The 18,588-nt window shown below is 71.8% G+C and carries 19 protein-coding genes; 12 read left to right on the forward strand and 7 right to left on the reverse strand.

Annotated features, from left to right (window positions below):
• The first annotated feature begins 6 nt into the window (after positions 1-6).
• Genes FB453_RS24045 through FB453_RS24065 form a run of 5 tightly spaced genes read left to right on the forward strand, consistent with a single transcriptional unit; the run spans position 7 to position 5,645 of the window.
• Entirely contained in the window at positions 7-963 is a 957-nt protein-coding gene (locus tag FB453_RS24045) for an ABC transporter permease (RefSeq protein ID WP_145793667.1), read from the forward strand.
• Complete coding sequence (locus FB453_RS24050; RefSeq protein ID WP_145793670.1) at positions 960-1,847, forward strand: ABC transporter permease; 888 nt, start codon at positions 960-962, stop codon at positions 1,845-1,847. Before FB453_RS24045 ends, FB453_RS24050 begins: the two co-directional genes overlap by 4 nt.
• Positions 1,844-2,860, forward strand: coding sequence for an ABC transporter ATP-binding protein (locus FB453_RS24055; protein ID WP_145793674.1), 1,017 nt, complete (start codon positions 1,844-1,846; stop codon positions 2,858-2,860). Before FB453_RS24050 ends, FB453_RS24055 begins: the two co-directional genes overlap by 4 nt.
• Entirely contained in the window at positions 2,857-3,858 is a 1,002-nt protein-coding gene (locus tag FB453_RS24060; protein ID WP_145793678.1) for an oligopeptide/dipeptide ABC transporter ATP-binding protein, read from the forward strand. The genes FB453_RS24055 and FB453_RS24060 overlap by 4 nt, the downstream gene beginning before the upstream one ends.
• Complete coding sequence (locus tag FB453_RS24065; protein WP_145793682.1) at positions 3,855-5,645, forward strand: gamma-glutamyltransferase family protein; 1,791 nt, start codon at positions 3,855-3,857, stop codon at positions 5,643-5,645. The genes FB453_RS24060 and FB453_RS24065 overlap by 4 nt, the downstream gene beginning before the upstream one ends.
• A 23-nt stretch (positions 5,646-5,668) precedes the next feature.
• Here the strand turns inward: FB453_RS24065 and FB453_RS24070 are convergent, their stop codons facing one another.
• Positions 5,669-6,349 carry a GntR family transcriptional regulator gene (locus tag FB453_RS24070; protein ID WP_167457549.1) on the reverse strand — a complete coding sequence of 227 codons (681 nt, stop codon included), beginning with the start codon at positions 6,347-6,349 and terminating at the stop codon, positions 5,669-5,671.
• A 70-nt stretch (positions 6,350-6,419) separates the two neighbouring features.
• Between FB453_RS24070 and FB453_RS24075 the strand changes: the two genes are divergently transcribed.
• Entirely contained in the window at positions 6,420-7,136 is a 717-nt protein-coding gene (locus FB453_RS24075) for a YoaK family protein (protein WP_167362371.1), read from the forward strand.
• Between the two features lie 3 nt (positions 7,137-7,139).
• Here FB453_RS24075 and FB453_RS24080 read toward each other — a convergent pair whose 3' ends face one another.
• Genes FB453_RS24080 through FB453_RS24095 form a run of 4 tightly spaced genes read right to left on the reverse strand, consistent with a single transcriptional unit; the run spans position 7,140 to position 10,394 of the window.
• Entirely contained in the window at positions 7,140-7,766 is a 627-nt protein-coding gene (locus FB453_RS24080) for a response regulator transcription factor (RefSeq protein WP_145793687.1), read from the reverse strand.
• Positions 7,763-9,013 (reverse strand): histidine kinase, encoded by a 1,251-nt coding sequence (locus FB453_RS24085; RefSeq protein ID WP_145793691.1) that lies wholly within the window; start codon positions 9,011-9,013, stop codon positions 7,763-7,765. The genes FB453_RS24080 and FB453_RS24085 overlap by 4 nt, the downstream gene beginning before the upstream one ends.
• Before the next feature lie 5 nt (positions 9,014-9,018).
• Positions 9,019-9,471, reverse strand: coding sequence for an ABA4-like family protein (locus FB453_RS24090; RefSeq protein ID WP_145793694.1), 453 nt, complete (start codon positions 9,469-9,471; stop codon positions 9,019-9,021).
• Complete coding sequence (locus FB453_RS24095) at positions 9,468-10,394, reverse strand: hypothetical protein (RefSeq protein ID WP_145793697.1); 927 nt, start codon at positions 10,392-10,394, stop codon at positions 9,468-9,470. The genes FB453_RS24090 and FB453_RS24095 overlap by 4 nt, the downstream gene beginning before the upstream one ends.
• Positions 10,395-10,560: 166 nt before the next feature.
• On the opposite strand from FB453_RS24095, the gene FB453_RS24100 reads away from it, so the two are divergent.
• Positions 10,561-11,301, forward strand: coding sequence for a VOC family protein (locus FB453_RS24100; protein WP_145793700.1), 741 nt, complete (start codon positions 10,561-10,563; stop codon positions 11,299-11,301).
• A gap of 129 nt (positions 11,302-11,430) precedes the next feature.
• On the opposite strand, the gene FB453_RS24105 is transcribed toward FB453_RS24100, so the two are convergent.
• The gene (locus FB453_RS24105; protein WP_145793703.1) at positions 11,431-12,681 is read right to left on the reverse strand and encodes an MFS transporter; all 1,251 of its coding nucleotides are present in this window, start codon (positions 12,679-12,681) and stop codon (positions 11,431-11,433) included.
• 82 nt (positions 12,682-12,763) lie between these two features.
• Between FB453_RS24105 and FB453_RS24110 the strand changes: the two genes are divergently transcribed.
• Positions 12,764-13,648 carry a LysR family transcriptional regulator gene (locus tag FB453_RS24110; RefSeq protein WP_145793706.1) on the forward strand — a complete coding sequence of 295 codons (885 nt, stop codon included), beginning with the start codon at positions 12,764-12,766 and terminating at the stop codon, positions 13,646-13,648.
• 94 nt (positions 13,649-13,742) lie between these two features.
• On the opposite strand, the gene FB453_RS24115 is transcribed toward FB453_RS24110, so the two are convergent.
• A complete protein-coding gene (locus tag FB453_RS24115; RefSeq protein ID WP_145793710.1) occupies positions 13,743-14,045 on the reverse strand; it encodes a helix-turn-helix domain-containing protein in 303 nt (100 codons plus the stop codon).
• 65 nt (positions 14,046-14,110) lie between these two features.
• On the opposite strand from FB453_RS24115, the gene map reads away from it, so the two are divergent.
• The 4 genes from map to FB453_RS24135 all read left to right on the forward strand — a co-directional run bounded on the left by map (position 14,111) and on the right by FB453_RS24135 (position 18,531).
• Positions 14,111-14,884 (forward strand): type I methionyl aminopeptidase, encoded by a 774-nt coding sequence (map, locus tag FB453_RS24120; protein ID WP_145793714.1) that lies wholly within the window; start codon positions 14,111-14,113, stop codon positions 14,882-14,884.
• Between the two features lie 186 nt (positions 14,885-15,070).
• Positions 15,071-15,940 (forward strand): CDP-alcohol phosphatidyltransferase family protein, encoded by an 870-nt coding sequence (locus FB453_RS24125; RefSeq protein ID WP_145793719.1) that lies wholly within the window; start codon positions 15,071-15,073, stop codon positions 15,938-15,940.
• A gap of 560 nt (positions 15,941-16,500) precedes the next feature.
• Complete coding sequence (locus FB453_RS24130) at positions 16,501-17,694, forward strand: sulfatase-like hydrolase/transferase (protein ID WP_486480421.1); 1,194 nt, start codon at positions 16,501-16,503, stop codon at positions 17,692-17,694.
• A gap of 36 nt (positions 17,695-17,730) precedes the next feature.
• The gene (locus tag FB453_RS24135) at positions 17,731-18,531 is read left to right on the forward strand and encodes an FkbM family methyltransferase (RefSeq protein ID WP_145793726.1); all 801 of its coding nucleotides are present in this window, start codon (positions 17,731-17,733) and stop codon (positions 18,529-18,531) included.
• The last annotated feature ends 57 nt before the right edge of the window (positions 18,532-18,588 follow it).

An 18,588-nucleotide genomic window follows, 5' to 3' on the forward strand; every position in this document is an offset into this window, starting at 1 on the left:
GCCGCCGTGGCCCGATATCTGCTCACCCGCGCCTGGCAGTCGGCGCTGACCCTGCTGTTGTCGACGATCGTGGTCTTCGTCGGCGTACGGGCGCTCCCCGGCGACCCGGCCCTCGCCCTGGCCGGGGAGGACCGGTCGCCGGAGGCCCTGGAGGCCATCCGCCGGCACTACGGGCTGGACCAGCCGCTGCCCGTGCAGTTCGCCCAGTACGTGGAGCGCATGGCACAGGGCGACTTCGGGGTGTCGATCCGCACCGGTAGGCCGGTCTCGTCGATGCTCACGACCGCTCTGCCGGTGACCGTCGAGCTGTCCGTCCTGGCGATCCTCATCGCAGCGGCGCTCGGCGTCGGCGCCGGGGTGCTCGCGGCGGTCCGTCGTGGACGTCCGGCGGAGTGGCTCGCCAACGGCCTGGCCCTGATCGGGCTGTCGGTGCCGCACTTCTGGCTGGGGCTGCTGGCGATCCTCTACCTGTCCGTGGCGACCGGGCTCTTCCCCGCCTCCGGCTTCGTGCCGATCCTGGAGGACCCCGTGGACAACCTGCACCACATCGTCCTGCCGGCCGTGATCCTCGGCACCGGCCTGGCCGCCATCATCATGCGGCAGACCCGGTCGGCGATGTTGGACTCGCTCTCCTCCGACTACGTCCGCACCGCGAAGGCGAAGGGGCTGCGCCCGCGCGCCGTCATCACCCGGCACGCCCTGCGGAACAGCCTCATCGTCGTGGTGACCGTCGTGGGCCTCCAACTCGGCGGGCTGATCTCGGGCGCTGTCGTCACCGAACAGATCTTCGGGCTGCCGGGCTTCGGCAAGATGACCATCGACGCGGTGTTCCAACGGGACTACCCGGTGATCCAGGCCGTCGTCCTGCTCACCGCAGCCGCCTACATCGTGATCAACTTCTTCGTGGACCTGCTCTACTCGGTCATCGATCCGCGCATCCGGGTGACGGGAGATCCGGCATGACCGTCCTCACCGTACCGATGGCGGAGACCGGCACCGCCAGCATCACCAGGCGTACCCGGGTGCTGCGGCGGCTGCGGCGCAACCCGCTCGCCGTGGTGAGCTTCGTCGTGCTCGCGCTGGCGGGTGTCATCGCGCTGCTCTCGCCCTGGCTCGCGCCCTACTCGGTCGACCAGACCGACTTCGCTCGTACGTTCGCAGCTCCCGGCACCGCCGGTCACCTGCTGGGCACCGACGACCTCGGCCGGGACGTCCTCTCCCGCATCATGCTCGGCGCGAGAGCGTCGTTGCAGGTGGGGCTCCTGGCGGTGGCCACATCACTGGTCATCGGGGTGCCGCTCGGGCTCGCCGCCGGCTACTTCCGGGCCTGGGACGCGGTGATCTCGCGCTTCACCGACCTGCTGCTGGCGTTTCCGTTTCTGATCATGGCGGTGGGTTTGGCGGCCATCCGGGGCGCCAGCCTCGGCAACGCCGCGGTGGCCATCGGCATCGCCCAGATCCCCGGGGTGATCCGGGTCGTCCGCTCGGACACGCTGCGCCTCAAGTCGCTGGACTTCGTCGCGGCGGCCGTCGTGGACGGCGCGAGCGACCTGTGGGTGCTGGCCCGGCACATCCTGCCGAACGCGACCTCGGTGATCCTGGTGCAGGCCACTGTCGCCATCCCGGCCGCGATCCTCGGCGAGGCGGTGCTGTCCTTCCTCGGCCTCGGCATCCAGCCACCCGCGCCCAGTCTCGGCACCATGCTGGCCACCGCCCAGCAGTTCGCCGCTCGCGCACCGTGGGCGGCCGTCTTTCCCGGCGTGGTGATCATGGGTCTGGCGCTGGCGTTCAACGTCTTCGGTGACGCCCTGCGCGACGCCCTCGACCCGAAGGGAGACCGGCGATGACCACCGCCTCCGCGCCCGTGCTGGAGATCCGCGACCTGTCGGTGTCGTTCCCGACCGAGACCGGCACCGTCTCGGCGGTCGACGGGGTCAGCCTGGACCTCGCGGCCGGGGAGATCGTCGGAATGGTGGGCGAGTCGGGGTGCGGTAAGAGCGTCACCGCGATGAGCATCGCCGGACTGCTACCGGGCAGCGCCCGGGTCACCGGGTCGGTGCGCCTGGACGGCACCCAGCTGGTCGGGGCCCGCGAGTCGGCCCTGCGTCGGGTCCGTGGCCGGGAGATCGCCTACATCTTCCAGGAGCCGATGACGTCGTTGAACCCGGTGCTCACCGTCGGGCGGCAGATCGGGGAGGTGCTCCAGGTCCACGAACGGATGTCCCGACGGGCGGCGCGGGGGCGTGCCGTCGAGCTGTTGACGCTCGTCGGGATCCCGTCCGCCGCCCAGCGGGTCGACAACTATCCGCACCAACTCTCCGGCGGCATGCGCCAGCGCGTGATGATCGCGATGGCGGTCGCCTGCGGCCCGAAGGTGCTGGTGGCCGACGAGCCGACCACCGCGCTGGACGTCACCGTCCAGGCCGGCATCCTCCAGGTGCTGCGGGACCTGCGCGACCGGCTCGGCACGAGCGTCCTCATCATCACCCACGACCTCGGCGTGATCGCCGACATCGCGGACCGCGTCGTCGTCATGTACGCGGGCCGGGTGGTGGAACGGGCGCCGGTGGACGACCTGTTCGCCCACCCACGGCACCGGTACACGGCCGGGCTCCTGTCGGCGTCACCGCAGCCGGGCCGGCACGCCGGGACCGACCGGTTGACCGAGATCCCCGGGCTGGTGCCCGTGCTGGCCAGCCAACCCGACGCCTGCACCTTCGCGGATCGCTGCCCGGCCGCCGATGAGCGGTGCCGGGCGGCCGCCCCGCCGTTGGAGGATGTCGGTGGCACCGACCATGTCGCGGCCTGTTGGCACCCCTGCACGACGGCACCGACGGCAGCTCAGGAGGCGAACCGATGACGCCGCAGCCGAACGCCCTGGAGATCGCGGACCTGGTGATGCACTTCGGCCCGGTGCGTGCCGTGGACGGGGTGTCCCTGACCATCCCGCGGGGCCGGGTCACGGCCCTGGTGGGGGAGAGCGGTTCCGGGAAGTCGACAGTGGGCCGATGCGTGGTGCGGCTCGTCGAACCGACGGCGGGAACGGTCCGGATCGCGGGCACGGACGTCACCCACCTGTCCCGACGGAGACTGCGTCCCCATCGCGGCGCGGTGTCGATCGTCTTCCAGGACCCGGCCGCGTCACTGGACCCGCGCCTGCTGGTGGGCGAGATCGTGGCCGAGCCGTTGCGGCTGGCCGGCAAGCGGATCTCCCGGCGCGAGCGGGACGCCCGCGTCGCCCCCCAACTCGAACGGGTGGGCCTGCGCGCCGAGGTGGCCCGTCGCTACCCCCACGAGCTTTCCGGCGGGCAACGCCAACGGGTCAGCATCGCGCGGGCCCTGATCTCCGAGCCCATGCTGCTCATCGCTGACGAACCCACCAGCGCGCTCGACGTGTCAGTGCAGGCGTCGGTGCTCAACCTCCTCGCCGACCTGCAACGCGACATCGGGTTCGCCTGCCTCTTCATCACCCACGATCTCTCCGCTGTCGAGTATCTGGCCGACGACATCGCGGTCATGTACCTGGGTCAACTCGTCGAGACCGGCAGCCGCGAGCGGATCTTCGCCCGGCCCGCCCACCCGTACACGCAGGCGCTGCTCTCCGCCGCGCCGGTGGCCGACCCGGTGCGTCAGCGCCACCGCCAGCCGGTGCTGCTCGGCGACGATCTGCCGTCCGCGCTCGACCCGCCGTCGGGCTGCCGGTTCCGGACCCGGTGCCCGCTCGCCTTCGACCGGTGCGCGACGGAGGTGCCGGCGCAGACTGCCATCGGCGACGGCATGGCCGCGTGCCACCTGGTCCGGCCGGACGGCACCGGTCCCGACGTTCGTACCGCAGATCCCAGTGAGGTGTTGTCATGACGTTCACCACCCGACCCACGTTGCAGGGCACCTTCGGCATGGTGTCCTCCACCCACTGGCTCGCCAGCCAGTCGGCGATGGGCATCCTGGAACGCGGGGGCAACGCCTTCGACGCCGCGGTCACCGCCGGTTTCGTCCTGCACGTCGTCGAGCCGCACCTGAACGGGCCGGGCGGCGAGGTGCCGGCCATCGTGGCCACCGCGCGGGACCCCCGACCGAAGGTGCTGTGCGGGCAGGGGCCGGCGCCGGCAGGCGCCACCATCGGGCACTTCCGGTCTCTCGGGATGGACCTCATCCCGGGTGCCGGGCCGCTCGCGGCGGCCGTACCCGGCGCGGTGGACGCCTGGCTCCTGCTGCTGCGCGAGCACGGCACGCTCACACTCGCCGAGGTGCTGGAGCCGGCGATCGGCTATGCCGGCGCCGGGCACCCGCTGGTGGGCCGGGTCGGTGACACAGTGGCGGCCGTCCGGTCGTTGTTCGAGGAACACTGGCCCACCTCCGCCGCGCTCTGGCTGCGCGGCGGCCGGCCACCGGCCGCGGGGGAGTTGGTCACCAACCCGGCGTACGCGGACACCCTGCGCCGGCTCGTCGAGGCGGGACAGGCGGCCGGCGCCGACCGGGAGGCCCAGATCGAGGCGGCGCGTCGGGCCTGGAGCACGGGTTTCGTCGCCGAGGCGATCGACGCGTTCAGCCGGCGGCCGTTCCAGGACTCCAGTGGCCGTCCGCACGCCGGGCTGGTCACCGGCGACGACCTGGCCGCGTACTCGGCGAGCTGGGAGCCGCCAGCCACCCTCGACTGGCACGGCTACTCGGTGGCGAAGACCGGTTTCTGGGGTCAGGGCCCGGTGCTGTTGGAGTCCCTGGCCACACTGGACGCGCTCGACGACCCGGGCGCGTACGACCCGGCGACCGCGGCGGGTGTGCACGCCCAGGTCGAGGCGCTCAAGCTCGCCTTCGCCGACCGGGAGGCCTGGTACGGCGACGGAGCCGACGTGCCCGCCAAGGCGCTGCTCTCGCCGCAGTACGCGCGGGAGCGGGCCGCCCTGATCGGCGATCGCGCGTCGGCGGAGTTGCGGCCGGGCCGTCCCGACGGGGCGCAGCCGCACCTGCCCGCCCACGTCCGACCCGGTGCCGCGCGGCATGCCGACCCGACAGACCCGACGACAGGGGAGCCGACCGTGCAGGCGGACGGGGTGACCCGTGGCGACACCTGCCACGTGGACGTGGTCGACCGCTGGGGCAACATGATCTCCGCGACGCCCAGCGGCGGCTGGTTGCAGAGCTCCCCGACGATTCCCGAGCTGGGCTTTCCGCTGGGCAGCAGGTTGCAGATGTTCTGGCTGGAGGAGGGGCTCGCCTCGTCGCTGGCGCCGGGCCGCCGCCCGCGTACGACGTTGAGCCCGACGATGGTGCACCGCGACGGCGAGCCGGTGCTGGCCTGCGGCACCCCCGGTGGCGACCAGCAGGACCAGTGGCAGTTGCCGTTCCTGCTGCGGCACCTCGTCGGTGGGCAGAGCCTTCAGGAGGCCATCGACGCGCCGGCGTGGCACACGGTCAGCCTGCCGGGGTCGTTCTATCCCCGCGACATGGAGCCCGGTGTCCTGGTGGTGGAGGACCGGTTCGACGAGGGTGTGCTGGCGGCCCTGCGGGCGTACGGGCACGAGGTGCGGGTCACCGACGGGTGGAGCCTCGGTCGGCTCTGCGCGGTGACCCGTGACCCGGCGACGGGAGTGCTGGCGGCCGGCGCGAACCCCCGGGGGATGCAGGGCTACGCGTGCGGCCGGTAGCGGGCGCCATGGCCGCGCGCCCGTCAGCGGGCGCCGTAGCCGCCTTCGGCGTTCTCGTACGCCGCGGCGGATGCCGCGTCGAGGTGGTCGAGCGCGGCCCGCTCGGCGCGGTCACCGTCGCCCGACTCGATGGCGTCGACGAGTTGGATGTGCTCGGCCCACGAGTGTGGCGCGCGTTCGGCCGCACCGAGCCGGAAGACCCACTGGACATGGAGGTAGAGCGACTTGGCGATCGACGACAGCCAGGGGTTTCCGCTGATCTGGAGGATGCGCAGGTGCAGCGTGCTGTTCAGTTCGGCGACCCGGGCCAGGTCGTGGCGCTGCGTCGCCTCGCGGCCCTGGTCGAGCAGGGCGCGCAGGGACGCCACGTCGGCCGCTGTGGCCCGCTCGGCGGCCAGCCGGGCGGCCAGCGTCTCCAGGCGCTGGCGCACGGCGAACATGTCGGTGATGGTCCCGCTGCTCGGTGAGGCGACGACCGCTCCCCGGCGGGGGAGGATCACGACGAACCCCTCCGCCTCGGCGACGCGCAGTGCCTCCCGCACGGGGTTGCGGGATACGCCGAAGTCCTCGGCGAGCCGGTCCTCGGTCAGCCGTTCCCCGGGCAGGTAGTCGCCGTCGATGATGGCGGTCCGCAGCGCGGCGAGGACCTGATCGCGTAGCGGCAGGTGTTGCGCGCCGAGCTTGTCCCGTAGGTCTTCAGCCACCTGGTCGCCTCTCCGTGAACGTGTCCGGACAAAGTGTATACGAAGAACAATTACTGGAAGGTGGCCGACAGTGTCGAGCACAGCGCCCCGCGTCACCCACCCCCACGTCGCCCCGCGCCGAGACGAGCGCCTGCTGCGACGACGGCAGGCGCTCGTCGTCGTCCTCACCTTCCTCACCGGCAGCGCCGACGCTCTCGGTTTCCTCGCCCTCGGCGGCGCCTTCGCCAGCGTGATGACCGGCAACATGGTCCTGCTCGGGCTCTCGGCCGGCCGGGGCGAGGCCGACCTGGCTCTGACGTCGGGCTGCGCCATCGTCAGCTTCATCGTCGGTGTCCTCGCGGGCGCCCGCGTCGTCGGCTCGGCACAGCCCGACGATCCGGTCTGGCCGCGGCGGGTCACCTGGGCGCTGGTCCTGGAGCTGTCGGTGTTCGTGGTGTTCGCCGTCGTCTGGGAGGTCACCCTGCACACCCCCGACGCGGGTGTCCACCTGGCGCTGCTGATGTTGTCCGCTGTCGCGCTGGGCGTGCAGAGCAGTGCGATCCAACGCTTCGGCGTGTCCGGCCTGTCCTCCACGTACCTGACCGGCACCCTCACCAGCCTGATCGCCGGGGTCGCCGCCCGCAGCCCGTGGGCCAGCCTGCGCCCCAAGGCTCAGGTGCTGCTGGCCCTCATGGTCGGCGCGGCGGTCGGCGCCCTGGTCGCCCTGCACCTGCCGGTCGTCGCCCCGGCCCTGCTGATCGTGCCGCTGGTGCTCGTCATTGCCGTGTCCGCGCGGATGCGGGCCTGAGCGTCAGACGCCGCGAGCGAACAGGGCCAGACGTACCCGGTTGGGGCTGTCGGTCTTGGTCATCAGGCTGGTGATGTGGGTCTTGACCGTGGTGACACCGATGTGGAGCTGGTCGGCGATCTCGGTGTTGGACAGGCCCTCGGCGACCAGGTTGAGCACGTCCCGTTCCCGGGCGGTCAGGCCCGGCAGGGCCGGTGGCGACCCGGGGCGGGCGTGCACCGCGCGTTGCACGAGGCGGCGCAGGACCTCCGGGCTGAACGGGCTGTCGCCGACGGCGGCCCGGCGGATGCCGTCCAGCAGCTCGGTCGGGGGCGCGTCCTTGAGCAGGAACCCACACGCCCCTGCGGTCAGCGCTGGGTAGAGGTGGTCGTCGTCGCCGAACGTGGTCAGCACCAGGACGCGGGTGGCGGGGCGTTCGGCGAGGATCCGGCTGGTCGCGGTGATCCCGTCGACACCGGGCATCCGCAGGTCCATGACGACGACGTCGGGGAGGAGCCGCCCGGCCAGCGGGATCGCCTCACGGCCGTTGTCGGCCTCTCCGACGACCTCGATGTCGGGTTGGGCGTCGCAGAGCATGCGCAGCCCGGCCCGGATGAGGTGCTGGTCGTCGACCAGCAGCACCCGGATCACGCCGGCTCCGGCGCGGGCGACCCGGCCGGGGCCTCCCGCTCGCGGGGCACCGACCCGACCGGTGCGTCGGCGGACGCGGCGGCCACGGCCGGAAGGACGGTACGTACCCGCCACCCGGCGTCGGTCGGGCCCGCCTCCAGCCGGCCGCCGAGGACCTCGACACGCTCGCGCATTCCGGTGATGCCGTGCCCGCCACCGGCCGGCACGCCCGCCGGCACCCCGCCGCGCCCGTTGTCGGTGACCTCCCAGTGCACGGAGCCGTCCCGGACAGCGACCACGAGGTGCGCGAGCGCGGACGTCCCCGCGTGTTTGGCCACGTTGGTCAGCGCCTCCTGGGTCAGTCGCAGCACCGCCATGCCGCGCACCGCGTCGAGTGAACCGATCGCCGGGTCGAGATCGGCCTCCACCGTGACACCCGCCTGCCGGGCCCGGTCGATGGACGCGCCGATCGCCGCCGGCAGCGCGGACGGTTCGATCGCGGTCAGCGCCGCGTCGCCGCGTACCCCGTCGGGGTTGCGCAGCACCGCGACCAGCCGGCGCAGCTCCGCGAGGGCCGCAGTGCCGGTGCCGTGCACGTCGTCGAAGACCTCGCCCACCCGGGGGTCCAGGTCGGTGAGCACGTGCCGGGCCACGCCGACCCGCAGGACCATCGACGCCACGTGGTGCGCGACGACGTCGTGCAGCTCGCGGGCGATGGCGCTGCGTTCGTCGGCGCGCGCCGCACGACTCTCCGAGGCGTGCTGGCGTTGCTCGGCCACCGCCCGCTCCACGGCCTGCCGACTCAGCTCCCGGTTGGTGCGGATGACGAGGCCGAGCAGCACCGGCACACCGACCTCCAGGGCCAGTCCGACGACGCCGGAGACGACCCTGCCGGCCGGGTCGCCCACCGAGTCGGTCAGGTCGACCACGACCAGCAGCGCGGTGGACAGCCAGATGGTCCGGGGGCGACGCGCCCGCATGGTGATCTCGAGCAGGGCCCAACTCGCGCCGACCTGGTTGATGGTGAAGTCGTCGACCAGGCTGATCGCGACCGTCAGCAGGGCGGCCTGCGCCACCAGGTTGACCACCGGCCGACGGTGCGCCGCCAGCGCCACTGTGAACGCGAGGACCGCGAGGATCCACTGTGTCGTCGTGGGCGTGCTGGTGGAGTGCGGAACGAAGAGCAGGTAGCACAACCCGCTGAGATCGAGCAGCACCATCCGCACGAGCGTGTCCCGCATGTCGAACAGTCGCCCCGGCCAGCTCACGATGGTCAGCCTAGGTGCTGCGCGCCGGTGGCGACGGCCGCCGGCCGCCGCCACCGGGTCCGGACCGCGAGGTAGGCGGCCAGGCCGAGCGGTCCGAGCAGGATGGTCAGCAGCAGCACCGGAGCCATCACCAGCGCCGGCACCCCCCGATCGCGGCTGTCCAACCACGCCCACCGTCCGACGAACAGATCGAACGCGATCATGTGCGCCCAACCCGCCGCGGCCCCGTCGGAGGTGCCGAGCAGGTCGCGCACCCCGGCCAGGGTCGGCGACGCCACGGCCGGCAGCACGTCGCCGAACGCCGGGAGCACCAGCAGCGCGTAGATCACCACGACCGGCAGCACGATCAGCGGTGAGGCGATGATCCGGGCGGTCCACGACCAGCGCGGCAGCAGGATCATCAGCGCCCAGAACGGCGCGGCCACCGCGAACGTCAGGGAGAACAGTGTCCCGGTCATGCGGCCAGCGCCAGTTCCGGGCGACGGCGGCGGGCCAGCACCAGGCCGGTCGCGGTCGCCGTCGCGACCACCAGGGCCGCGACCGCGGCGAGCGTGACGGCGTCCGGCCGCAGCAGCGGCTGTTCGCGCAGGGCCTGCCAGGTCAACAGCACGGTGAGTACGCCGTACGCGACGCCCGCGACGACCAGCAGGCGGGCGCGGGTGCGCTCGTCCAACCGCGTCGCGAACCGGCTCAGCAGGATCGCCAGGATCGGCAACGCCTGGAGGGCGTGCAGCCCCACGAAGTGCCCGATCCGCAGGTCACCGCCGGTGGTGCTCCAGCCGACCAGTGGCAATCCCGGCCCACCGTCGGGCACGCCGACGCTGTGCGCCCCACCGATGCCCTCGATCCCCGGGTCCTGCATCGGCAGCGCCATCGGCACCGCCGCGAGCATGCCCAGCAGGGACAGACCGAGCCCCCACCCGACGGCGGTCGCGGCGACCCGATCGGGGATCCGCTGGATCAGGACCACGATCCCGATGACGAGGTGCGCGAAGAACAGCACCATGATCGCCGCGCCCATCGTCGCGAACAGCGCGGTGTTCAGGGGGGTGGTGTCGTTGAAGTGACTGGTCTGCCCGCGAATCACCTGACCGACGATCACCGCGTTCTCGACGACCGCCACCGCGACGATGACGACGACCGCCCTCTCGACGGCCCGGCTGCGTCGCGGCAGCAGGGAGAGCATCCAGGCGAGCGTGGCGCCGTAGAGCACGAACGACACCGCGAACTTGAACGGCTTCAGCCAGATCGGCGCCCCGGTGAGGACGCGCGGGTCGACGAGGATGCCGACCACCGCGACGACGGCCAGCACCGCCATCACGGATACCAGGACCATCAGCGGGCGGTTCCAACGCGCCGCCCGGCGCACAACAGTAGTCATGCCTGTAGATGTTCGCGGCCGCGCAAGCCGATCGCGTCCGACCCTGAGCCCCGGTTGCGGCCGCTGGTCGGAGCCCGCCTCCTCCCTGGGTAGGAGACGAAACCTGTCGAAGCCGCTCGGTGGAGCTGGCACAATGGCCGGCCTGCCGACGGGACGGGGATCGACAATGACGACCAATGCGGACCGTGTCCAACCGAACGAGACCACAGTGCCGCTGCTGCACTGCGCGGCCCCGGAGGAGACCCTGGCGTTCTGGCGGGCCCTCGGGTTCGAGGTGGCCTTTGAGCAACTCAGGCCATACGTCTACCTGGCGTTGACCTGGAGTGGGTTCCAGCTGCACTACGGCCCGGCACCGAAGGATCTCGACCCGGCGAAGGAGTATTCCGGCGGCTGCCTGGTGATGGTGGACGCGGTGGCGTCATACCACGCGGTGTTCGCCGAGGCAATGCGCCGCAGCTACGGGAAGGTGCTGGTCAAGGGCCTACCCCGGATGACCCGCTACCGCGCCGGGGCGTCGCGGTTCAGCATCGTCGACCCGTCGGGCAACACCATCGTCTTCATCCAGCGGGACGAGCCGAAGGACGTGGAGTACGGCGGGTCGAAGGAGCTCGACGGGCTGGCCCGGGTGCTCGACAACGCGCGGATCCTGCGCGAGTTCAAGATGGACGACCGGGCGGCCTATCGGGCGCTCGACTCGGGGATGCGCCGCCGCGCCGAGGACGCGCCGGTGGTCGAGCAGGCGATGGCGCTGGCCGGGCTGATCGAGCTGGCCACCGCGTTGGACAAGGCTGACCGGGTGCCCGAGTGGGGCGCCCGACTCCAGGCGCTGTCGCTGACCCCGGAGCAGCGGACGCAGTACGTCGCCGACCCCACCCTCCTCGAACCGTGGTGGCCCGACCCGCGCTGACCCGGCCCCCGCGTCTGGCCCGCCAAGATCCGCACAACTTCCGGGATGTAGGTGCCTCCGCGGCCGGTGAGGCAGCACTTTCCCTGTTCCTGTGCGGATCTTGGCCGAGCGGGTTTTAGGCCGTACGGCTCATCGGGCTTGGGCCGCGGCGCTGTGGCGGAACAGCGCCGCCACGCCGGCGAGCATGACCAGTAGCAACCCGGTGAACCAGTTCATCGCCGTGCCGGCGGTGACGGCCTGGGTGGCGACGCCGATGCCGACGGACGGCAGGATCATCCCCAGGTAGCCGATGAGGAACAGCCCGGCCAGGGCCTCGCCGCGCTGGGCGGGTGCGGCCATCGCCGCGACGGCGCCGACGGCGGCCTTGAAGAGCACGCCGGCGCCGATGCCGGCGACCACCCCGCCGACCAGGAACACCGAGAGGCTGGCGGTGTGCATCCCCACCAGCAGGACGGGCACGCCGACGGCCTGGGCGAGCAGCCCCAGGCGCACCTTCGCCGGGGCGGTCAGCCGGCTGGTGAGGGTCTGCGCCACGGCCGCACCGCCGAACACGGCGAACACGATAGTGCCGGCCAGGGCCCGCGACGGAAGGTGCAGGGCACCCGCGACGAAACCGGGGGCGACCGAGGTGAACAGGCCGAACACGGCGAACGAGGCGAACCCGGCGGCCGCCGCGGCCAGGTAGCCGGCCCGGTCCCCGTGGTCGGCGCTGATCCGCTGCGGCCGGTAGGTGGGCTTGACCAGCCGCTCCTCGACGGTCTCCGGGGACAGGGCGACCGCCACGATGCTCACCGCCAGCAGGACGGCGAACACCAGGTACGGCGTACGCAGCGGTGCGTCGACGTACTGGGCGAGGACGCCCGCGACCAACGCGCCGACGCCCAGCCCGCCGATGTTGGCGGCGGTGGAGACCATCTCGAAGCGCTGACGGGACGAGCCGGGCCGGTGCGCCGCGTGCAACTCCTGGAGGTACGCGGTGGCGGTCGCGGTGATCAGGCCGATGCCCAGCCCGCTCACCAGCCGGGCGACCAGCAGCACCGGCAGGGACGGGTCACCCAGGAACAGGGCGGCGGCCACCAGCTCCAACGCCAACGCCGGAATGAGGATCTTCTTGCGGCCGACCCAGTCCGAGACGTGACCGGCGAGCAGCAGGCTGATCACCACGCCCACCGCGTAGACCGCGAACACGATAGTGCCCATGAACGTGGAGAAGCCGTCCCGCGCCATGTAGAGCGGGTAGAGCGGGGCAGGCACGGTGCAGAACGCCATCGCGGTCAGGAACGCCAGGGCGATCGCCCAGAAGCCACGGCCGTGCCGGCGCGACGAGCCGTCGCCGCGGTCGGACGTGGTGGGTCGGGGTGTCAGGGTCGACAAGGACATGACCCCACTGTTGCCCCACCCAAGCATCAGGTCCAACGAAAGTTGATGTTCGCGACGATCGCGATCGGTGATACTTGGCGGTGTGGAGCTCCGCCAACTTGAGTACTTCGTCGCCGTGGCCGAGGAACAGAACTTCACCCGCGCCGCCACCCGCCTGCACGTCGTCCAGTCCGCCGTCTCCGCCGCGGTCAAGACCCTCGAACGCGAACTGGGCGCGTCACTGCTGGACCGCAACTCCAAGCGCGTACGCCTCACCGACGCCGGTGCCGCGCTGCTGCCGCGCGCCCGGATCGCCCTCGACGCGGCCCGCGACGCCCGCGACGCGGTCGCCGAGGTGCACGGCGGCCTGCGCGGCACCCTGCGCATCGGCACGATGACCTCGATCAGACTCCTGCACCTGCCGGCCCTGCTCGGCGAGTTCCACCGCCGGCACCCCGGAGTGCTGCTGCACACCAGCGTCGCCCCGCACGGCTCCCAGGGGCTCATCGACGCCCTCGCGGAACGCCGGCTCGACCTCGCGTTCGTCTCGCTGCCCGGCACGCCTCCGGCGGAGATCCACCTCACCGAGCTGGCCAGCTCGGTCCTCGACCTCGTCGTCCCGGACGACCACCCGCTGGCGACCCGCGAGGCGGTCACCCTCGCCGACATCGCCGGGTTGGACTTCATCGACTCCCCGGTCGGCTACGGCAACCGGGCCGTGACCGACCGGGCGTTCGCGGCCGCCGGCCTGTCCCGGCGAGTCACGATCGAGATCCCCGACATCGCCACCGGCGCCGAACACGTGCGGCACGGGCTCGGCATCGCGCTGCTGCCCCGCTTCGCCGTCGCCGACGACCACGGGGTGCGCCTGCTGAGCGTCGCCGGCGTCGACCTGAACTGGACGGCGTCCCTCGCCACCCCGGTGGACCGCCCGGTCGGGGCCGCCGCCCGTGCGCTGATCAGCCTGACCGCCGAGTTCCTGCCCTGACGGGCCGCGGGTCCGCTTCGCCCCGACAAGGCGTCCACAGCGAAAGCGAATCGGGCCCACCCGCGGCGGCGTCAACCAGCTCGACCGCAGTGCGCTAGGAGGCCAACCGTTCGCGCGCGGTGCGCGTTGGTCGGGGGAGTTCGGCGCTGTCGTCCGACGTGTTGATCTCCGACCAGACGGCGTCGAGGGAGAGGCCGAGGACGTCGGCGATTGCCGCGATGGTCGGGAAGGCGGGGGTGGCTATCCGGCCGGACTCGATCTTTCGAAGGGTTTCTGGCGAGACGCCCGCGTCCAGCGCGGTGAGGAGCATCGAACGCTCTCCACGGGCTCGACGCAGAAGCGCGCCGAGGCGCTGTCCGCGTTCGAGCTCTGCGGGAGTGAGCGGCAACCTGACCATGCTCCGATTCTAGTACCGGGATAATATGGCCGGGATACTTATTGGTCGTCCGAGGAAGGCGCTGCATGATCGAGATCCTGAGCCCCACCGACGTGCTGCGAGCGAAGGACACCGGTGCCTTGGTCGCCGGCATCCTGCAGACGCTGAAGAGCCGCTGTGTGGTCGGCACCAACCTCCTGGACATCGACCGGTGGGCACAGGCCATGATCACCGAGGCCGGGGCGCAGTCCTGCTACGTCGACTATGAGCCGTCCTTCGGGCGCGGGCCGTTCGGGCACTACATCTGCACGTCGGTGAATGACGCGGTGCTGCACGGGTTGCCGTACGACTACCCGCTCGCCGAGGGCGATCTGCTCTCGCTCGACCTCGCCGTCTCCCAGCGTGGAGTCGTCGCGGACTCGGCCATCAGCTTCATAGTGGGCGACGTGCGGCCCCCGGAGAGCGTCGCGCTGATCGAGGCGACCGAGCGCGCCTTGCAGGCGGGGATCGCCGCCGCCGGCCCCGGCGTCCCCATCGGTGACATCTCCCACGCGATCGGCTCGGTCCTCAAGGCGGCGGGATACTCGGTCAACACGGAGTTCGGCGGCCACGGCGTCGGATCGACGATGCACCAGGACCCGCACGTCTCCAACACGGGGCGCCCCGGTCGCGGCTACCGGCTACGCCCGGGGCTGCTGCTGGCGCTGGAGCCGTGGGTGATGGCGGACACCGCCACGCTCGTCACCGATTCCGATGGCTGGACCCTCCGCAGCGCGACGGGCTGCCGGACGGCGCACAGCGAGCACACCATCGCCATCACCGACGACGGTGCGGACGTGCTCACCCTGCCGACGCCCTGACCCGTACGGGACGATCGACACCCTCACCGGTCAGCCGACGACGGGCCACCCACGATGGACGATTAACCGGCGGCCGAAGGGGCACGTCCCTCCGTGGCACCCTGCCGGGTCGCGTTCAGAATGAACCGATCGGTCATATTTTCCGTGATGACGGTCAGGGTCACCCACCAGAGTCACGGAGGCACGATGTCAACGGTTCGAACTGGTCCGGTCATCGGACTGCTCGTGCAGATCGTCCTGCTGGCGGTGCTGGCGGAGACAGTCGGTCTGGGCGCGGCGGGCTGGGTGGCGGGGCTGGCGTACGGGGTGGCCCTGTGCGCCCTGCTCAGCCGGGGAATGTCCCGCTCGGGCGCGGCTGCGCTCAGCCCGGCCGACCGGGTGACCCTGAGCCGGGCGATCCTCGTCGGCGGCGTGACGGCCCTGGCCGCCGACTCGTTCGGCCGGTCGGCGCCGATCACGGTGATGGTCGTCCTCACCAGCGTGGCGTTGGCCCTCGACGCCGTGGACGGGTACACGGCCCGCCGCACCGGGACCACCAGCGAGCTCGGCGCGCGCTTCGACATGGAGATCGACTCCTTCCTGGTCCTGGTGCTCTGCCTGCACGTGGCCCCCGCGGTGGGTGGCTGGGTGCTCGTGATCGGCGCGATGCGTTACCTCTTCGGCGCCGCGACCTGGGTGTTGGAGTGGATGCGGGGATCCGCGCCGCCGCGTTACTGGAGCAAGGTCGTCGCCGCGATCCAGGGCGTGGTGTTGACGGTGGCGATGGCCGACGTGCTGCCCCCGCCGCTGACGACAGTGGTGCTGGTGGCGTCGGTGGCGCTGCTGGTCGAGTCGTTCGGACGTGACGTCGCCTGGCTCTGGACGACCCGGCGCCTCCGCCACGCCGTCATCCACGGCGTCCCGAGTGCGATGGTTCAGCCGGTCAGCTCGCAGAGCCACGGCGCCCCAGGCGCCGGAGCGGGGCTGGCCGAGCTGATCCCGAGCACTACCGATGGGCTGCCGTGGTCGGACCGTCCCACTGTCGCCGTGGCCCGACGCGGGATCGCCCGCGTCTGAGCCGCCCGGATGCCGCTCCCAGCAAAGATCATGGAAGGATGCCCGGGTTGTCGCTCTTGACGCGCGTACGTCAGTTGCCGAGCCAGGGACGGAGGGCGATGAGGGGCGAAGCCTCGGGCGGGACCGCTGACGGCACCGACGTCGAGGATCGGCCGAAACGCTCCATCGCCGCCCGGCTGACGACCGTGCTGGCCGCGCTGCTCGTGCTGCTCGTCCTCACCGTGCCGTACGACTTCGGCCGGCTCAGCCCGGCGGCGTTCGCGCGGATCCCCCTGGAGGCGCTGCTGGTCGTGGCCCTCCTGCTCGCCCTGCCGTCTCGTGGCAGCCGACTGGTCGCGACGCTGGCCGGCGTGGCCCTCGGCCTGCTCGGCCTGCTGAAGCTGCTTGACCTGGGGTTCACCGCCTCGCTGAGCCGGGCGTTCGACCCGGTGCTCGACTGGGCGCTCCTCGACGAGGGGTTCGCCTTCCTCAGCGAGTCGTACGGTCGACCCGCCGCCATCGGCGTCGCCATCACCCTGGCGGTGGTGTTCGTGGGCCTGCCCACACTGGTCACGCTGTCGATGCGGCGACTGCGGCGACTGGTGGTCCGGCACCGCACCGGGACCACCCGGATCGTGGCCGCGCTGGTGGTCGTCTGGGTGGCCTGCGCCGCGTTCAACGTGCGGGTGGTCGAGGGCGTGCCGGTCGCCGACACATCCGCGACCACCCTGGCCAACGGTCACGGCTTCCAGGTGCGCCTGCGCCTCGACGACCGCGAGACGTTCGGCGCGTTGATCGAGGCCGACAGGTTCGGCGACACCCCGGGTGACCAGCTACTCACCGCGCTGCGCGGCAAGAACGTGGTCGTCGCCTTCGTGGAGAGCTACGGCCGGGACGCCGTCGAGGACCCGGAGTTCGCGCCGCAGGTCGGCGCGGTCCTCGACCGCGGCACCAGCGAGCTGGGCGCGGCGGGTTTTGCCGCGCAGAGCGGCTTCCTCACCTCGCCGACCTTCGGTGGCGGCAGTTGGCTCGCGCACGACACGCTGCTCTCCGGCCTCTGGATCGACAACGACCAGCGGCACCGCACCCTGCTGGCCAGTGACCGGATGACCCTCAACGGCGCCTTCCGACGGGCGAACTGGCAAACCGTCGGCGTGATGCCAGCCGTCACCAGGGCATGGCCGGAGGGTTCCTTCTTCGGCTACGACCGGTTCTACGACGCCAAGGCGCTCGCGTACCGTGGCCCGAAGTTCAGCTTCGGCACCCCGCCCGACCAGTACACCCTGGCCAGCTGGCAACGCCTGGAGCAGGCGAAGCGCGACGGCAACGTGATGACCGAGCTGGCGCTGGTGTCGAGTCACGCGCCCTGGACGCCCGTCCCGCCGCTGCTCGACTGGGCCGACGTCGGCGACGGCGCGGTCTACCGTGGGGCTGGCGCGGGCAGGTCGGACGACAAGCGCCGCAACACCGCCCAGATCCGGGCGGACTACCGAAAGTCCATCGAGTACACCCTCGGCTCGCTCATCTCCTACGTGCGGACCTACGGAGACGACGACCTCGTGTTCATCGTCCTCGGTGACCACCAACCCGCCGCGGTCGTCACCGGCGAGAACGCCAGCCACGACGTGCCGATCTCGATCATCACCCGTGATCGGGCCGTATTGGACCGGATCTCCGGGTGGGGCTGGCAGGACGGGCTGAAGCCCGGGCCGCAGGCGCCGGTCTGGCGGATGGACGCCTTCCGGGACCGGTTCCTGACCGCCTTCGGACCGTAACCCGGCCACCTCTCTCACGGACTGGACACCAGACAGATGACGGCTACCACCGACACCAGGATCGCCGCGCTCCGGAACGACCCGGCCCTGTCCCTGCTGCACCGGTCGCTGGACGTCTACTACGGCGATCCCGAACGGGACGCGAGGATGGACGTCTTCTACTCCCGCTTCGTCGGGAGTGGGGACCTCGTCTTCGACATCGGCTCCCACGTGGGCGACCACATCGCCAGCTTCCGTCGCCTCGGTGCCCGGGTCGTCGCTGTGGAACCGCAGCCGCTGTGTCTGCGCGCACTGCGGGCGATCTATGCCGACGACGACCAGGTGACACTGGTCGACGCAGCGTGCGGCGCGCTCCCTGGGCGCACCCGGTTGCACGTCAACTCCGCCAACCCCACCGTCTCGACCGCCTCACCGGACTTCGTCCGCGCCGCGAAGGGCGCGGGCGGGTGGGAGGGCGAGGTGTGGGACACCGACATCGAGGTCCCGGTGGTCACCGTCGACGCGCTGATCGAGACGTACGGCGTGCCGACCTTCACCAAGATTGACGTTGAGGGTTTCGAGGACGAGGTGCTGGCCGGCCTGAGCCGCCTACTGCCGGCGTTGTCGTTCGAGTTCACCACCATCGCGCGTGCGGTCGCCGACCGGTGCCTCGATCGCCTGACCGCGCTGGGCTTCGACGGCTTCGACGTCGCGGTGGGCGACGACAAGTCGATGACGTTCCGACGCTGGACGTCCGCGACCGACCTGGCGACGCACCTGCACGAACTGCCGCACGCCGCGAACTCCGGCGACGTGTACTGCGTGGCTCGCGACAGGCAGACCATCACCACGCCGTAGCCGTACCCGACAGATCATGCGCAGGATCAGCGCGGTGGAGACCGCCAGCTCACGATC

It is taken from the genome of Micromonospora sp. CNZ322, from assembly GCF_007827755.1.

What these genes read in the sequence shown, in the direction of transcription:
- FB453_RS24065 (WP_145793682.1), top strand. Translation starts at nt 3,855, where the DNA reads ATGACGTTCACCACCCGACCCACGTTGCAGGGCACCTTCGGCATGGTG.
- FB453_RS24105 (WP_145793703.1), bottom strand. Translation starts at nt 12,681, where the DNA reads ATGTCCTTGTCGACCCTGACACCCCGACCCACCACGTCCGACCGCGGC.
- FB453_RS24115 (WP_145793710.1), bottom strand. Translation starts at nt 14,045, where the DNA reads ATGGTCAGGTTGCCGCTCACTCCCGCAGAGCTCGAACGCGGACAGCGC.
- FB453_RS24090 (WP_145793694.1), bottom strand. Translation starts at nt 9,471, where the DNA reads ATGACCGGGACACTGTTCTCCCTGACGTTCGCGGTGGCCGCGCCGTTC.
- FB453_RS24095 (WP_145793697.1), bottom strand. Translation starts at nt 10,394, where the DNA reads ATGACTACTGTTGTGCGCCGGGCGGCGCGTTGGAACCGCCCGCTGATG.
- FB453_RS24100 (WP_145793700.1), top strand. Translation starts at nt 10,561, where the DNA reads ATGACGACCAATGCGGACCGTGTCCAACCGAACGAGACCACAGTGCCG.
- FB453_RS24060 (WP_145793678.1), top strand. Translation starts at nt 2,857, where the DNA reads ATGACGCCGCAGCCGAACGCCCTGGAGATCGCGGACCTGGTGATGCAC.
- FB453_RS24135 (WP_145793726.1), top strand. Translation starts at nt 17,731, where the DNA reads ATGACGGCTACCACCGACACCAGGATCGCCGCGCTCCGGAACGACCCG.
- FB453_RS24125 (WP_145793719.1), top strand. Translation starts at nt 15,071, where the DNA reads ATGTCAACGGTTCGAACTGGTCCGGTCATCGGACTGCTCGTGCAGATC.
- FB453_RS24055 (WP_145793674.1), top strand. Translation starts at nt 1,844, where the DNA reads ATGACCACCGCCTCCGCGCCCGTGCTGGAGATCCGCGACCTGTCGGTG.
- FB453_RS24050 (WP_145793670.1), top strand. Translation starts at nt 960, where the DNA reads ATGACCGTCCTCACCGTACCGATGGCGGAGACCGGCACCGCCAGCATC.
- FB453_RS24130 (WP_486480421.1), top strand. Translation starts at nt 16,501, where the DNA reads ATGCGGCGACTGCGGCGACTGGTGGTCCGGCACCGCACCGGGACCACC.
- map (WP_145793714.1), top strand. Translation starts at nt 14,111, where the DNA reads ATGATCGAGATCCTGAGCCCCACCGACGTGCTGCGAGCGAAGGACACC.